This window comes from Leifsonia araucanica, from assembly GCF_051161895.1.
Taxonomy (GTDB): Bacteria; Actinomycetota; Actinomycetes; order Actinomycetales; family Microbacteriaceae; genus Leifsonia.
This window is the reverse complement of the sequence record NZ_JBMBTW010000002.1, coordinates 1,068,654-1,083,205: the sequence shown is the minus strand read 5'-3', so window position 1 is coordinate 1,083,205 and position 14,552 is coordinate 1,068,654. Positions and strand designations below refer to the sequence as shown.

Sequence of the window (14,552 nt, the reverse complement as noted above, 5' to 3'; positions counted from 1 at the left end):
GACCATATACAAAACTAGCTCGGGTGACCTAATTTGGTTTCGTGGACATCCAGACCTCCCGCCCCCGACGCCGTGGGCCGTACGCGAAGAGCGCAGCGCGCCGCCGCCAGATCGTCGAAGAGGCGTACCGCGTGTTCGCCACGCGCGGCTACCACGCCAGCTCCCTGCGCGAGATCGCGACGGCGGCGGGGATCAGCCTCTCCAACCTGCAGCACTACTTCTCCGGCAAGGAGGACGTGCTGCTGGCCGTGCTCGAACTCCGCGACGAACTCGGGGCGGGGGAGGCGAGCAGGGCGCACGACGAGCCGTTCGAGACGCACATCGTCGCGCAGGCGGCGGCCAACGAACGCATCCCGGGGCTGATCGCGCTCTACAGCGTGCTCTCCGCTGAGGCGGTCACCGCCGACCACCCCGGCCGCGAGTACTTCCTCGGACGCTACGACGCACTTCGCACGGAGTATGAGGCCGAGTTCGCCGCGCTCCGCGCCGACGGGCGGCTGCGCGACGGCGTCGACCCGGCGCTCGCTGCGGCGTCCGTGATCGCGCTGTGGGAGGGCATCCAGTTGCAGTGGCTGTACACGCCGGAGCGGATCGATGCGGCGGCCGCACTGCGTGCCTACCTCGACCTGGTGATCGTGCCCGAGACGACGAAAAGCCGGTAACTGCGCCGAAATCGGGTGAAATCGGCACAGTTACCGGCATCTCGCTGGCAGCTGCTGTTACGCCACGCCCTTCACGGGGGGATGCTGGAAGGTGTCCCCGAAGACGCGTTCGGACGCTCCGACCCTGTCGAGGTACGGCGTGATGCCGCCCATCTGGAACGGGAAGCCCGCGCCGAGGATCATGCAGAGGTCGATGTCCTCCGGAGCGGCGACGACGTGGTCGTCCACGAGCATCCGGTGGATCTCGTCGGCGAGGCCGTCCTCGAGCCCGCGCAGGATCTGGTCCTTGGTCCACGGGTTCTTGCCGCCGGAGACGATCTTCGCCGCCTGCTTGTCGATACCCTTGACTCTGCCCTTCGAGTCCTTCTCCAGGAGGGTGCCGTGCTCGGCCAGCCTGTGCAGGTTCTCGCTGCGGTAGAACCGGTCCGGGAACGCGGCGTGGTGCGTGTCGAGGACGTGCGCACCGACCTTGAGACCGACCAGGTCGAGCAGTGCAGACGGGGGCATCGGGAGGCCGAGCGGCGCGAACGCCTCGTCGACCGTCTCGAACGGCGTTCCGTCGTCGACCGCGTGCATCGCCTCGCCGAGCACCTTCGCCAGCACGCGGTTGACCACGAAGCCGGGGGTGTCCGCGGTGATGACGGCGTTCTTCTTCAGGGCAGCCGCCGTGACCATCGCGGTCGACAGGGTCGCCTCGTCGGTGTTCGGCGTGTTCACGACCTCGATCAACGGCATGACGGCCACCGGTGTGAAGAAGTGGAAGCCGACCAGCCGTTCCGGGTGCTTCAGCTTCGCGCCGATCTTCTCGACGGACAGCGAGGAGGTGTTGGTGGCGAGCACGGCGTCGTCGGAGATGTACTGCTCGATCTCCGCGAACACGTCCTGCTTGACGGACAGCTCCTCGAACACGGCCTCGATCACCCAGTCGGCGTCGGCGAACAGCGCCTTGTCCGTCGTGCCGGTGACGAGCGCGCGCAGGCGGTTACCCTCGTCCGGGGAGATGCGGCCCTTCTCCTGCAGCTTGCCGATCTCGTCGTGGATGTACGCGACGCCCTTGTCGACGTGCGACTGGTCGAGGTCGGTGATGACCACGGGCACCCGCAGGCGACGCACGAACAGCAGCGCGAACTGGCTGGCCATGTATCCCGCGCCGATCACGCCGACCTTGGTGACCTTCTTGGCGAGCTTCCTGTCGGGAGCACCCGCCGGACGCTTTGCCCGCTTCTGCACCAGGTTGAAGGCGTAGATGCTGGCCTGGAACTGGTCGCCGGAGATGAGTTCGGCGAGCACGTCGTCCTCGCGCTCGAAGCCCTCCTCCTTGGTGCCGGACTTGGCGGCCTTCAGCAGGTCGAGCGCGGCGTACGGCGACTTCGGCACGGTGCCGATGCGGCTCTCCAGCATCTTGCGGGCGATGCCGATGGCCGCATCCCACTTGACCATCCGCTCGACCTTGCCCGGCACGTTCGGCCGCTTCACGGTGAGTTCGCCGGTGAGCACCCTGTCCGCCCAGCGCAGCGAGTCCTCCAGGAAGTTCGCCGAGTCGAAGATCGCGTCGGCGATGCCGAGGTCGAAGACGTCCTGCGGCTTCAGCATCCTGTTCTGCTTCAGCGGGTTCTCGACGATCACCTTGAGGGCGTTCTCGATGCCGATCAGGTTCGGCAGGATGTACGCGCCGCCCCAGCCGGGGATGAGGCCGAGGAAGACCTCGGGCAGGGCGAACGCCGCCGCCGACCTGTCGATGGTGCGGTAGTCGGCGTTCAGGCCGATCTCCACACCGCCGCCGAGCGCGAGCCCGTTGGTGAAGACGAACGACGGGACGCCGAGGGTGGCCTGCTTGCCGAGCACGTAGTGACCGAGCTGGGGGAGCAGCTTCGCCACCTCGACGCTCGGGATGTCGCCCACCCGGGAGAGGTCGGCGCCCGCCGCGAGGATGAAGGGCTTGCCTGTGACGGCGACCGCGTCGATCTCGCCGCGGCCCGCGCGCTCCGTCAGCTCATCGAACGTCTTCCCCAGTTCGAGGAGGGTCGCAGGCCCCATCGTGTTCGGGCGCGTGTGGTCGCGCCCGTTGTCGAGGGTCACCAGCGCGAGCGTCTTGCCGCTCGGCAGCGGGATGTCCTTGACGAACGAGTGGGTGACGACCTCGTCGGAGGTGAGGTCGACGAGCGGGCTGAAGTCGATCTTGGAATAGTCGGTCACGTCTTTATGCCTTCCGAGCGCGCTTGTGATGTGAGGGTCTCCGACGCGCGCTGACTGACGCCGTCGTAGAGCCGTTGTCCTTGGAGGAGGCTATCGAGCCGGGAGTCCTGGTGCACATCGCTTGCCGCTCTGCACAACGTCAACGGCGTGGATGGCGCCCAGTGTTGGCAGATTCGTACAGTCAGCTCGGGGCGACGGTCGGCGGTGAAACAGGCACAGCGTGGGTCGAACTGATGCGTAGCCTTGCAAAATATTGCACATCAACGCTAGTGTGCGGGGTATCAGCAACGAAGCTGGCACAGCACAACGAGGTGAAACATGACCAAAGCAATTCGACGGCCCCTCTTCTCCATCGCGGCGGCAGCGGGGGCTCTTTGCCTCGCGCTGACGGGAGCAGCGAACGCTACAGGAGCGCCTGCCGAAGGGACGGCGTCGCCTCTGTCAGCGGCTGACGCGCAGGTCCTTCGCGCAACGCTCGCGAAGTTCGACGTGCCCGTCGCGACGCAAGATGAGCTCATCGCACGCGCCCAAGCAGGCCAGGCGTGGGATGCCAGCACTCCGAATGCCGTCCCGGTCTCGGAAGAACGCGGTGTCGTCAAGGACGGATTCGAGTATGACGTGAAGCGGTTCGCCGACGGCTCTGTCGCATACGTCGGGCTCGAGATTCCCGCTCTGGAGCAGGGCGGCGGACCCCAAGGACGGGCGATCTCGCAGTGTCGCTATCAGAGCGGGTCCGGCTACTCAAACGCGACCGGCTGCCAGATCGATGGCGCGTGGGGGACCATCTTCGTCGGCGCGATCAATGTGGGCTACACCCTGGTCCAGGGCGGGTCGGATCAGATGATCGACGGCGGCTATGGGTTCCAGCGCTGCGTCTACCCGACGTCGTGCAGTTCGCCTGTCCGCGTCTCGTGGAAGAAGTCCGAGAACAGTTCCGCTGCGTATCAGCGGTGGCAGGCTGATGTGAGCGGCGGCTATTTGGGCAGCTGGAACGTCTGGGTACAGTTGAATGTCGGCGGCGATCGCGCCTGGCAGACCAACTCCTGAAGGGATCTGCGGTGAGCAATCCTGAGATTCCCGCCGTGTTCGACGTTGCCGGGGTCGCCATCGCGCTCGTCGCGGCTGTTCTCGTGGTTGCGGCGCTCGTCAGCGTGTCGGTCTCGAGATCGGTGACGCCCGCGCAGCGAGTCGCGTGGCTCTTCGCAGTGCTCCTTCTGCCCGCTCTCGGCGCCATCGCCTGGTTCGCGACCGTTGCGGTCGAGCGAACGCGCGGGCGGGTGACGCGGACGACCAAGTAGCGCCAGCCGAAGCCAGCCACGGAAACACGAATGCGCCCGATGTCTTCATCGGGCGCATTCGCGTTGTCGTGCAGGAGGGCACGACTAGCCGCGGTAGTGGGGGTTCTCCCAGATGACGCTTCCGCCCTGGCCGAGGCCGACGCACATCGCGGTGAGGCCGTAGCGGACCTCGGGGTGCTCCTCGAACTGGCGGGCGAGCTGGATCATCAGGCGCACGCCGCTGGCGGCGAGCGGGTGGCCGACGGCGATGGCGCCGCCCCACTGGTTGACGCGCGGGTCCTCGTCGTCGATGCCGAAGTGGTCGAGCAGCGACAGCACCTGGATGGCGAACGCCTCGTTCAGTTCGAACAGGCCAATGTCGTCGATGGTGAGACCGGCCTTGCGGAGCGCCTTCTCGGTCGACGGCACCGGGCCGATGCCCATGATCTCAGGCTCGACACCGGCGAACGCGAAGCTCACCATGCGCATCTTCGGCTTCAGGCCGAACTCCTTCACCGCGTCGCCGGAGGCGAGCAGGCTCGCCGTCGCCCCGTCGGTCAGGGGCGACGAGTTGCCGGCCGAGACGCGGCCGTGCGGACGGAAGGGGGTGCGCAGGGTCGCGAGGGACTCCATGTTGGTCTCCGGGCGCATCCCCTCGTCCTGGGTGGCGAGGCCCCAGCCGTTCTCGGAGCGGATGGCGACGGGCACCAGGTCGGGCTGCAGCTTGCCGGCCGCGTACGCCGCGGCGGTCTTCTGCTGGCTGCGCATCGCGTAGCGGTCGGAGCGCTCCTTCGTGAGCGCGGGGAACCGGTCGTGGATGCGCTCGGCGGTCATGCCCATGTTGAGGGCGTCCTCGCCGACCAGGCGCTCCGAGAGGAAGCGCGGGTTCGGGTCCGCGCCGAAGCCCATCGGGTGGCGTCCCATGTGCTCGACGCCACCGGCGATGGCGAGGTCGTACGCACCGAACGCGATGCCGGAGCCGAGGGTGGTGACGCTGGTCATGGCGCCCGCGCACATCCGGTCGATGGCGAAGCCGGGCACCGATTTCGGCAGGCCGGCGAGCAGTGCTGCCGTGCGTCCGAGGGTGAGGCCCTGGTCGCCCTGCTGCGTGGTGGCCGCGATGGCCACGTCGTCGATCCTGTCCTTGGGCACGTTCGGGTTGCGCTCCAGCAGCTCGATCATGGCCTTGACCACCAGATCGTCCGCGCGCGTGTTCCAGTACTGCCCTTTTTCGCCGGCTCGCCCGAACGGAGTGCGCACTCCATCGACGAAGACGACATCAGCTCTATCGGCCACAATGCCTCCCAAATCAGGTCGGATTCGATCCTAGGGATGCGATGCGCGCCGGAAGAATCGTTTGATTCTTTCTACGAATCCGCTTCCGTGGCGTCCGGGCCGTTTTGGCTGGCTTCCACAAAGGCCTGGGCGATCGCCTGTGAGGTTGCCTCAATCTGCCAGGGCCGCGCACCCCACTGGGCGAGGGCCGCGCCGATGGATGCGCTGTCCAGCGACTCCGGCGGCGCCCACGCCACCCGGCGCAGCGTCTCCGGCGTGAGCAGGTTCTCGACAGGGATCGACAGCTCCTCGGAGAGGGAGGTGACCGCGGCGCGCGCCGCCTTCAGCCTGGCGTCGGCCTCCGGGTTCCTGTCCGCCCAGGCGCGCGGGGGAGGCAGGGTGTCTCCGTTGCCGCGCATCACGGGAAGGTCGTCGGTGGTGCGGCCGGCCTCGATGGCCTCCCACCAGCGGTCCAGCTCCGTGCGGCTAGCGCGGCCGTTGAACTCGCGCAGCGACGCGAGACCGCGCTTCGTCTCCGGCATGGCCTTCGCCGCGGCGGTGAGCGACGCATCCGGCACCAGGCGGCCGGGCGCGATGTCGGTGGTGCGGGCCAGCTCGTCGCGGCTCAGCCACAGCTCCCGCGCGACGGCCAGGTTGCGGATGCCCCGGATCGAGTGGATGCCGGACAGGCGCCGCCACGGCTCGTTGCGCACCACTTTGAGGTCGCGGGCCAGCTCGTCGTCGAACTCCTGCTGCGCGATCGCGGTCTTGCCCTGCTCATCGAGGAGGGCGGCGATCGCATCCCGCAGGTCGGGGAGCAGCTCGACGTCGAGGGCGGCGTAGACGAGCCACGGCTCCGGCAGCGGCCTGGTCGACCAGTCTGCCGCGGAGTGCTCCTTGGCGAGGTGGATGCCGAGCAGCTCCTCCACCACGGTGCCGAGGCCGACCCTGGGCATCCCGAGCAGCCGGGCGGCCAGTTCGGTGTCGAAGACGTGGTGCGGGTCGAGTCCGACCTCGCGCAGGCAGGTGAGGTCTTGGGTGGCGGCGTGCAGCACCCACTCCTCGTCGGCGATGGCGGCGTTCAGCTCGTCGAAACGGCCGACGGCGGGAGGGTCGAAGAGGAAGGTGCCAGCGTCGCGGCGGAAGACCTGGATGAGGTACGCCCGCTGCGAGTAGCGGAAGCCGCTCGCCCGCTCCGCGTCGACGGCGACGGGTCCGTTGCCCGCCGCAATGGTCTCGACCGCGTCGAGGTATTCGTCCCTGGTGTCGATGACGTGATGATCAGCCACGCGGGGTCCGTCTCGTCAGCAGGCTCACACCCTCGCCGGTCGGCGGGAGCCCGGCCAGCATGCAGAGCAGCTCGCCCCAGCCCTCGACGTGCGCGGAGATGTCGCTCTCCAGCGGGCTCCAGGATGCGCGCAGCTCGATCTGCGACCCGTCGCCCTGGGCGGCGAGCTCCCCGAAACCGGTGGAGATGATCTTGGTGGCCGTGCCACTCGCCGCGGTGTACTTCGCTTGCCGGGCGTCCAGCGCATCCACCAGCCACGACCAGGCCACGTCGGCCAGGAACGGGTCGAGCCCGATGTCGGTCTCGAGCGGCGCCTGCGCGAAACAGACGATGCGGAACGGGCCGCCCCACGCCTCCGGCTCCGCCTCGTCGTAGAGCAGGATGAACCGGCCGGTGCCGAGGTCGGAGTCGCTGCCGTGCCTGGTCGGCCGCACGTCGGCCGCCAGCGCGACGGAGTACGGCGCGAGCTGGCCGGGCGCTGGGATCTCGGTGACCACGAGCTCCGGACGGGACGTCGCGTGGCGGATCGTCTCCAACGCCGCGGCGAACTCCGGGGGAGTGCGTGGGGTCGAGGGTGTTGTCGGCACGATAGGAACACTAGGGTCCTTTGCCGGGTGGCGACGGTAAGGCACGCCGCCTGGGGAAGTCCTGAACACCCCGTCGCCGTATCGGGGTTACGCTGACGGCATGGCGCGTTCGACGTTCGCGAAATCCGTCCGCACGGCCGTCGTCGCGGCCGCCGTCCTCGGCCTCGCGGCCGGAGCGGGAGCCGTCCTCATCATGACGAGGGTGGCGCGCACCGTGGTCACGCCGGTGCGCAAGCGGCCGCAGAACCAGAGCATCCGGGCTGTCGACCTGGATACGGGGACGGTGACGCTGCGCGAAACACCGGACTCGTCGGTGCCTGGCCGCTACGGCCTGTGGTTCGCCGAGGAGACCGGATACGCGAAGATCGGCGGCGCGATCTCCCGCGAGGACGGCTCGGTGACCCGCACGCTGGAGTCCGTCGCCTTCGGAGACCTGCGCCCCGGCCGGGGCCGCATCAGCGGCTACTACTACCTCGAACCGTCGGAACTCGGCCTTCCCGTCGAGAGCGTCACCATCGACACCGAGCTGGGCGAGGCCCCCGCCTGGCTGTTCCCGCCGGACGACGGGCCGGGCGACCACTGGGTCATCCAGGTGCACGGCTGGGGAGCCACCAGGCAGGAGGGCCTGCGCGCGGTCCGCACCTTCCACGACCAGGGGTACACCACCCTGCTCGCGTCGTACCGCAACGACGGGGACGCCCCCAACAGCGCTGACCGCCGCTACGGCCTCGGCGGCACGGAATGGCACGACATCGACGCGGCGCTCCGGTATGCGGAGGACCACGGCGCCACCTCCATCGTCCTGATGGGCTGGTCGATGGGCGGAGCCGTCGTGCTGCAGACCATCACGCGGTCGTCGGCGCTCGGCCTGCTCCGCGGCATCATCCTCGAATCGCCGGTGATCGACTGGATCGACACCCTCGAATACCAGGCCAGGATGCTCCGCCTCCCCGACCCGATCACCCAGGGCGCCCTGCGCCTCATCGAGTCCACCTGGGGCGGCCCGTTCACCGGCCAGGCAGCGCCGATCGACCTGACCAGCATGAACTTCGTCGCCCGCGCGGCCGACCTCAGCCTGCCGACGCTGATCCTGCACAGCGACGACGACGGCTTCGTGCCGTCCACCGCATCCCGGGCGCTCGCCGCAGCGCGCAGCGACATCGTCACCCTCGTACCGTTTGCGACCGCGCTGCACACCAAGCTCTGGAACTACGACGAGGAACGCTGGAGCACCTCCATCGCCGGCTGGCTCAGCGAGCACATCGACGTGGATGCGGTGGATGCGGACGCGGCCGAGGCCGCCGAAGCGGCCGGCTAGCCCTCCCGGGCCGCCAGCTTCTCCCGCACCTGCCGCTTGGTGCGGCCGAGCAGCGCCGTCATGCCCCGGATGCGCAGCGGGGACACGGCCTGGGTGAGCCCGAGCGTCTGCGGGTAGTCGTCCGGAACGGCCAGCACCTCCTCGGCGGTCAGACCGGCGAGGCCCTGGGCCAGGATCGACGCGAACCCGCGCGTGGTCGGGGACTCCTCCGGCGCGGTCGCGTGGAGGTGGACGATGTCGTGCTCGTCCACCTCCACGAAGATGTAGACCGGCGACTGGCATTCGACGACCCGCTCGAACAGATCCGGATGGTCGCGGTACCGCTCGGGGAGGTCGGGAAGCTCCTCGGAGAACTCCAGCAGCAGTTGCAGCCTGTCCGGCTGCTCCAGCGCGAGGAAGTCGTCGCGGATCTCCGCCAGAGCTGGTGCGAGAGAGGGTGACGTCGAAGCCGGATCAGTCATACGACAAGGCTACTTCGCCGGGACCTCGCCCGGCTCGCTGCCCGTGACGATCGGTACGCGCACAGCGGAACCCCACTCCGTCCACGACCCGTCGTAGTTGCGCACGTTCTCGAACCCGAGCAGGTGGGTGAGCACGAACCAGGTGTGGCTCGACCGCTCACCGATCCTGCAATAGGCGATCACGTCGTCGCCCTCCTTCAGGCCCGCCTCGCCGAGGTAGATGGCCTCGAGGTCCGCGCGGCGCTTGAACGTCGCATCCGGAGCGGCAGCCCGCGCCCACGGCACGGACGCGGCGGACGGGATGTGCCCGGCCCGCAGCGCGCCCTCCGTCGGATAGCCGGGGATCTCGGTGCGCTCTCCGCTGTACTCCTCGGGGGAGCGGACGTCGATCAATGGCTGGCCGAAGTGAGCGATCACGTCGTCCTTGAAGGCGCGGATGACCGTGTCGTCTCGCTCCACCACGGGGTACTCCACCGGGGTGACGCTCGGCTTGTCCTTCGTGATCGGGCGGCCCTCGGCGATCCACTTGTCCCTGCCGCCATCGAGCAGGCGGACGTCCTCGTGACCGAACAGGGTGAACACCCAGAGCGCGTACGCGGCCCACCAGTTGTTCTTGTCGCCGTAGATGACCACGGTCGAGTCGCGGGCGATGCCCTTCGAGCCGAGCAGCTCGGCGAAGCGCTCGCCGTCGACGTAGTCGCGCTGCACCGGGTCGTTGAGGTCGGTGTGCCAGTCGATCTTCACGGCGCCGGGGATGTGACCCGTCTCGTACAGCAGCACGTCCTCGTCGGACTCCACGACGACCAGTCCGGGTTGCCCGAGGTGCTCGGCGAGCCATTCCGTGCTCACCAGCCGTTCTGGATGCGCGTAATCGGCGAAAGCGGGGGACTGGTCGACCTCGATGGACATCGTGCATTACCTCCAGGGGGCGCCTCGTGGGCGCGAGGGGAACTATCGGCTCGGTCGGTTTAGGCTGGACACCCCGACACTGTGCGAACTTACGTACCAGGCTATCTGCGCGTAAACCGGTGCGGTAAGACTTCGACACAAAGGTGCAGCTTCCATGACGATCGACCAGACCGGCGCTCTGGTGCGCCTCGCCGACCGTGCCCCGCAGATCACCGGGGCCGAGATCGCGTCGTCGCTGGTCCCGCCGTCTCAGTTCGAGAACGCGACGTTCGAGTCGTACCGTCCCGATCACGACTATCCGTCGCAGGCGGAGGCCGTCGGCATCCTGCGCACGTTCGCGAAGTCGTGGGAGCCGCAGCGTCCGGCCGGACTGTTCAGCCGCAACCGCAAGAAGGCGGAGACCAAGCCGGGCGTCTACCTCGACGGCGGCTTCGGCGTCGGGAAGACGCACCTCCTCGCCGCGCTCTGGCGCGAGGCTCCCGGCCCCAAGTACTTCGGCACGTTCATCGAGTACACCGCGCTGGTCGGCGCGCTCGGCTACGCGGGCGCCGTCAACCTGCTGCGCGGCTCCACACTGATCTGCATCGACGAGTTCGAGCTCGACGACCCGGGCGACACGATGATGATGACCAGGATGCTCGGCGAGCTGGTCGCATCCGGCACCAGGATCGCGGCCACGAGCAACACCCCGCCGAACGCACTGGGCGAGGGGCGGTTCGCCGCGAGCGACTTCCTGCGCGAGATCCAGTCGCTGTCCGCCAACTTCGAGACCATCCGGATCGACGGACTCGACTACCGCCGCCGCGACACGGAGGGCAGGGCCGTCACCGTCGAGCAGGACGAGTACGACCGCATCACCGGAGCCCTCGGTGCACGCGGCGAGACGGTCACCAGCGACGACTTCGACACGCTGATCGCGCACCTCGCCACGGTGCACCCCTCCCGCTACATCAAGCTGCTCGACGGCGTCGATGTCATCGGCCTCACCGGCGTGCGCATCCTGCACGACCAGATGGCGGCGCTGCGCCTGGTGGCGTTCATCGACAGGGTCTACGACGCGGAGATCCCGATCGTGCAGACCGGGGTGCCGCTCAGCGAGGTGTTCGACGAGGACATGCTCGGCGGCGGATACCGCAAGAAGTACCTGCGCTCCGTCTCCCGCATGATCGCTCTGACCACCGGAGAGCTCCCCCCGCACGACTGACGACGCTCGACGATGACGCTCGACGGATTCCGGGCGGCACGAAACACGATGTTTACACGCATTGTGGATGCGTAACAGACCCGAAACACGAGCATCCCTCCACGGAAACCTCCCGTGATGAAACTGGGCACACCCCGAAACGCTCACCGATCAGCCAGACCGGGGCCCGTGCGCATTCATGAGAGAGGTAGACCAACGTATGTTGCTACACACAGCAGCGGACTACGCAGAGGCAGGGACCGTCAACTCCCTGTGGCTGCTCGTCGCCGCAGCCCTTGTTCTGCTGATGACCCCCGGCGTCGCCTTCTTCTACGGAGGAATGGTCCGCGCCAAGAGCGTCGTCAGCATGATGATGATGAGCTTCGGCGCGATGGCGATCGTGGGCGTCCTGTGGGTGTTCTACGGGTACGGCCTCGCGTTCGGCAAGCCACTCATCCCACACTTCCTCGGAACCCCCGACTGGTTCCTGTCCAGCCTGATGGGCAAGGACGGCATGACCCCCGACCTGGGCGGCCTCGCCTTCGCCGGGTTCCAGGCCACCTTCGCGATCATCACCGTCGCCCTGATCTCCGGCGCGATCGCCGACCGTGCCAAGTTCGGCGCGTGGATGGTGTTCGCCGGCATCTGGGTCACGGTCGTCTACTTCCCGGTCGCGTACTGGGTGTTCAACCTGGCTGACGGCTGGGCGCCCGCCCTCCTGCACGTCAACGACTTCGCGGGTGGTACAGCGGTCCACATCAACGCCGGAGCCGCCGGCCTCGCACTCGCCCTGGTGCTCGGCAAGCGCGTCGGCTTCCAGAAGGGCATGTCGAAGCCGCACAATGTGCCGCTCACGCTCCTCGGCGCCGCGCTCCTCTGGTTCGGCTGGTTCGGCTTCAACGCCGGCTCGGAGGCCGCAGTGGACGGCGTGGCGGCGATCGCCTGGATCAACACCCTCGCCGCTCCGGCTGCCGCCACCATCGGCTGGCTGATCGTCGAGAAGTTCAAGGACGGCAAGCCCACCTCCATCGGTGCGGCATCCGGAGCGGTCACCGGCCTGGTCGCGATCACCCCGGCCTGTAACATCCTGACCCCCGGGTTCGCGATCCTCCTCGGCCTGGTCGCCGGTGCCGTCTGCGCCGTCGCCATCGACCTCAAGTTCAAGCTCGGCTTCGACGACTCGCTCGACGTGGTGGGCATCCACCTCATCGGCGGTCTCATCGGAACGCTCTGGATCGGCGTCTTCGGCTTCACCCACATCGACGGCGACGCCACGAAGGGCTTCTCCAGCCTCCTCTACGGCGGCAGCTTCGCCCAGCTCGGTGCGCAGGCGATCGGCGCGTTCAGCGTGATGATCTACTCCTTCGTCCTGGCCTGGATCATCGGAACGGTCATCCAGAAGACGATGGGCTTCCGCGTCAAGAACGAGGACGAGCTGGCCGGCGTCGACACGGTCGTGCACGGCGAAGAGGGCTACGCCCTCGAGACGGTCTGATCGGACCGACCAGCAGCACAGTAACCACAGCACGCGAGCGGGGTGTCGCCTTCGGGCGGCGCCCCGCTTCGCGTGCGCGCCAGTAGTGTGTTGATGCCCGGTTCGCGCGACGAGGAGGACGGATGACGCCAGCCACGAGCGCGCAGGTGGACGCCCTCCTGCTCCTGGTGAGCGCAACGTTCGTGATGGCCGTCGTGCCGGGGCTGGCGTTCTTCTACGGCGGCATGACCGGCGCGCGCGGAGCCTCGCAGGCGTTCAGAGCGGCCCTCACCGGGTCGGCCATCGTCGTCGTCCTCGCCGTGGTCGGCGGCTACGGGATGCTCGCGGGGGATCCGCTCATCGCCCACGTCGTCGGGCGGCCGGACTGGGGGCTCGCCAGGGAGTTCACGCCGGGCAGCGGGGCAGCATCCACAATGTACCCGCTGGCGAGAGCCGGCTACCTGATCGCGGTCTGCGCCGTCGCCGTGACGATCCTCGGCGCCGCTGTCGCCTCCCGGGTGACCCTGCGGGCCTGGGCGGTGTTCTCCGCGCTGTGGAGCGTGCTGGTGCTGTTCCCCTCCGGCTACGCGGTCTTCGCGCTCAGCGACGGCTGGGCGGTCTCCGGGATGCACGTGATCGACTTCGGCGGCGCCATCCCGGTCAGCCTGGCGGCGGGCAGTGGAGCGGCGGGGGTGATCCTCGCCTGCGGTCACCGCGACCACCCCGTGGCCGGAGAGCGGCGCCTGCCGCTGGTGGCGGTCGGCGGGGCGCTGGTCTGGGTGGGCTGGTTCGGCCTCACGGTCGGTTCGGAGGGCGCCCTCGACGCCTTCGCGCCGCTGATCGCGCTGAACACACTGATGGCGTCCGCCGGGGGAGCGCTGATGTGGATCATCGTCGACAGGGTGCTGCTGCGTCGGCCGACGGTCACCAGCGCACTCTGCGGCGCGGTGGCCGGCCTCGTGGCGATCACTCCGGCCTCCGGCGTGCTCACCATCGGCTGGTCCCTGCTGCTCGGCGCTCTGGCCGCCGTCGCCTGCGCCAGCATGGTCGACCTGGCCGCCCGCGCACGCTTCGGCGTCCCGATGACGATCTGCGTCATCCACATCGTCGCCAGCCTCGTCGGCCTGCTCTACATCGGCCTGTTCGCCACCGGAGACGGGATGGTCGACAGCGGCAACTTCGACCTCTTCGTCTCCCAGGCGGTCGCCGGTCTCGGCGTCGCCGCATACTCATTCGTGGTGTCGCTGGTCATCGCGACGGTGCTGCGGCACACCATCGGCCTCACGCGGCTCCGGTATGGTGCGAGCGATGGCTTCCCCGATGAACCTGCTGCGCGCGATCGCGAACGCTCTGCTGCCCACGCGCATGACGCCGTCGAGGCGCGCGACGTCCGCGACGCGCACGACGGCGACGACACCCGCCACACCCACGACCCGGGCGGCATCCCGAGCTGACGGCGCTGAGCCCGGCCGCACGGGCCCGTCCGCCACGGTCGAGGTCGACCCGCGCGCCATCGGCAGGGTGACGATGACGTACAGCCCGGCCACCGACGGCGACGCCGACCCCGGCGAGGTCGTCTGGACCTGGGTGCCGTACGAGGAGCGCGACGGCCGCGGCAAGGACCGCCCCGTGCTCGTCGTCGCGGCCGAGCCGGGCGGCACGGTGTTGGCCGTGCAGCTCACCAGTCAGGCGCATCCCGGTCGTTCGGAGTACGTTCCGATCGGCACGGGCGGCTGGGATGCGCAACGCAGGCCCAGCTACGTCAACACCGACCGCGTCTTCCGCGTGCACCAGTCCGGGATGCGCCGCGAGGCGACGGCCCTCGACCGCCGCCGCTACGACACCGTGCGCGACGCCCTCGTCGCCCGCTATCGCTGGCGCTGACCGGCGCTGTACTCCCCGCTGACCGCGGGAACAGGAAA

General features: G+C 68.7%; 14 protein-coding genes. 8 read left to right on the top strand and 6 right to left on the bottom strand.

What is annotated here, in order from left to right:
- Positions 1–41 precede the first annotated feature (41 nt).
- Complete coding sequence (locus ACN6M5_RS05225) at positions 42–662, top strand: TetR/AcrR family transcriptional regulator (RefSeq protein ID WP_434948780.1); 621 nt, start codon at positions 42–44, stop codon at positions 660–662.
- Positions 663–719: 57 nt separating this feature from the next.
- Here the strand turns inward: ACN6M5_RS05225 and ACN6M5_RS05220 are convergent, their stop codons facing one another.
- A complete protein-coding gene (locus ACN6M5_RS05220) occupies positions 720–2,858 on the bottom strand; it encodes a 3-hydroxyacyl-CoA dehydrogenase NAD-binding domain-containing protein (protein ID WP_434948779.1) in 2,139 nt (712 codons plus the stop codon).
- Positions 2,859–3,176: 318 nt separating this feature from the next.
- On the opposite strand from ACN6M5_RS05220, the gene ACN6M5_RS05215 reads away from it, so the two are divergent.
- Complete coding sequence (locus ACN6M5_RS05215) at positions 3,177–3,905, top strand: hypothetical protein (RefSeq protein ID WP_434948778.1); 729 nt, start codon at positions 3,177–3,179, stop codon at positions 3,903–3,905.
- 11 nt (positions 3,906–3,916) lie between these two features.
- Positions 3,917–4,156 (top strand): PLDc N-terminal domain-containing protein, encoded by a 240-nt coding sequence (locus tag ACN6M5_RS05210; RefSeq protein ID WP_434948777.1) that lies wholly within the window; start codon positions 3,917–3,919, stop codon positions 4,154–4,156.
- Between the two features lie 84 nt (positions 4,157–4,240).
- Here ACN6M5_RS05210 and ACN6M5_RS05205 read toward each other — a convergent pair whose 3' ends face one another.
- The 3 genes from ACN6M5_RS05205 to ACN6M5_RS05195 form a co-directional block, all read right to left on the bottom strand.
- Positions 4,241–5,431 (bottom strand): thiolase family protein, encoded by a 1,191-nt coding sequence (locus ACN6M5_RS05205; protein WP_434948776.1) that lies wholly within the window; start codon positions 5,429–5,431, stop codon positions 4,241–4,243.
- A 71-nt stretch (positions 5,432–5,502) separates the two neighbouring features.
- A complete protein-coding gene (locus tag ACN6M5_RS05200) occupies positions 5,503–6,699 on the bottom strand; it encodes an HRDC domain-containing protein (RefSeq protein WP_085367790.1) in 1,197 nt (398 codons plus the stop codon).
- Complete coding sequence (locus ACN6M5_RS05195) at positions 6,692–7,285, bottom strand: DUF3000 domain-containing protein (protein ID WP_085367789.1); 594 nt, start codon at positions 7,283–7,285, stop codon at positions 6,692–6,694. The genes ACN6M5_RS05200 and ACN6M5_RS05195 overlap by 8 nt, the downstream gene beginning before the upstream one ends.
- Before the next feature lie 100 nt (positions 7,286–7,385).
- On the opposite strand from ACN6M5_RS05195, the gene ACN6M5_RS05190 reads away from it, so the two are divergent.
- Positions 7,386–8,603 (top strand): alpha/beta hydrolase family protein, encoded by a 1,218-nt coding sequence (locus ACN6M5_RS05190; protein ID WP_434948775.1) that lies wholly within the window; start codon positions 7,386–7,388, stop codon positions 8,601–8,603.
- Here the strand turns inward: ACN6M5_RS05190 and ACN6M5_RS05185 are convergent.
- Positions 8,600–9,064 (bottom strand): SufE family protein, encoded by a 465-nt coding sequence (locus ACN6M5_RS05185; RefSeq protein ID WP_434948774.1) that lies wholly within the window; start codon positions 9,062–9,064, stop codon positions 8,600–8,602. The genes ACN6M5_RS05190 and ACN6M5_RS05185 overlap by 4 nt on opposite strands.
- A gap of 9 nt (positions 9,065–9,073) precedes the next feature.
- Complete coding sequence (locus tag ACN6M5_RS05180; protein WP_434948773.1) at positions 9,074–9,973, bottom strand: sulfurtransferase; 900 nt, start codon at positions 9,971–9,973, stop codon at positions 9,074–9,076.
- A 154-nt stretch (positions 9,974–10,127) separates the two neighbouring features.
- On the opposite strand from ACN6M5_RS05180, the gene zapE reads away from it, so the two are divergent.
- The 4 genes from zapE (at position 10,128) to ACN6M5_RS05160 (ending at position 14,514) form a co-directional block, all read left to right on the top strand.
- Positions 10,128–11,177 carry a cell division protein ZapE gene (gene zapE, locus ACN6M5_RS05175; protein WP_085367785.1) on the top strand — a complete coding sequence of 350 codons (1,050 nt, stop codon included), beginning with the start codon at positions 10,128–10,130 and terminating at the stop codon, positions 11,175–11,177.
- 199 nt (positions 11,178–11,376) lie between these two features.
- Complete coding sequence (locus ACN6M5_RS05170; protein ID WP_085367784.1) at positions 11,377–12,651, top strand: ammonium transporter; 1,275 nt, start codon at positions 11,377–11,379, stop codon at positions 12,649–12,651.
- Positions 12,652–12,773: 122 nt separating this feature from the next.
- Positions 12,774–14,084 carry an ammonium transporter gene (locus tag ACN6M5_RS05165; protein WP_434948772.1) on the top strand — a complete coding sequence of 437 codons (1,311 nt, stop codon included), beginning with the start codon at positions 12,774–12,776 and terminating at the stop codon, positions 14,082–14,084.
- Positions 13,996–14,514, top strand: a complete 519-nt coding sequence (locus ACN6M5_RS05160) for a type II toxin-antitoxin system PemK/MazF family toxin (protein ID WP_434948771.1) — start codon at positions 13,996–13,998, stop codon at positions 14,512–14,514. The genes ACN6M5_RS05165 and ACN6M5_RS05160 overlap by 89 nt, the downstream gene beginning before the upstream one ends.
- Positions 14,515–14,552 lie beyond the last annotated feature (38 nt).

Excerpts from the sequence above, each read along its gene's own strand:
- ACN6M5_RS05160 (WP_434948771.1), top strand. The coding sequence starts at position 13,996 with ATGACGCCGTCGAGGCGCGCGACGTCCGCGACGCGCACGACGGCGACG.
- ACN6M5_RS05190 (WP_434948775.1), top strand. The coding sequence starts at position 7,386 with ATGGCGCGTTCGACGTTCGCGAAATCCGTCCGCACGGCCGTCGTCGCG.
- ACN6M5_RS05215 (WP_434948778.1), top strand. The coding sequence starts at position 3,177 with ATGACCAAAGCAATTCGACGGCCCCTCTTCTCCATCGCGGCGGCAGCG.
- ACN6M5_RS05180 (WP_434948773.1), bottom strand. The coding sequence starts at position 9,973 with ATGTCCATCGAGGTCGACCAGTCCCCCGCTTTCGCCGATTACGCGCAT.
- ACN6M5_RS05165 (WP_434948772.1), top strand. The coding sequence starts at position 12,774 with ATGACGCCAGCCACGAGCGCGCAGGTGGACGCCCTCCTGCTCCTGGTG.
- zapE (WP_085367785.1), top strand. The coding sequence starts at position 10,128 with ATGACGATCGACCAGACCGGCGCTCTGGTGCGCCTCGCCGACCGTGCC.
- ACN6M5_RS05185 (WP_434948774.1), bottom strand. The coding sequence starts at position 9,064 with ATGACTGATCCGGCTTCGACGTCACCCTCTCTCGCACCAGCTCTGGCG.
- ACN6M5_RS05170 (WP_085367784.1), top strand. The coding sequence starts at position 11,377 with ATGTTGCTACACACAGCAGCGGACTACGCAGAGGCAGGGACCGTCAAC.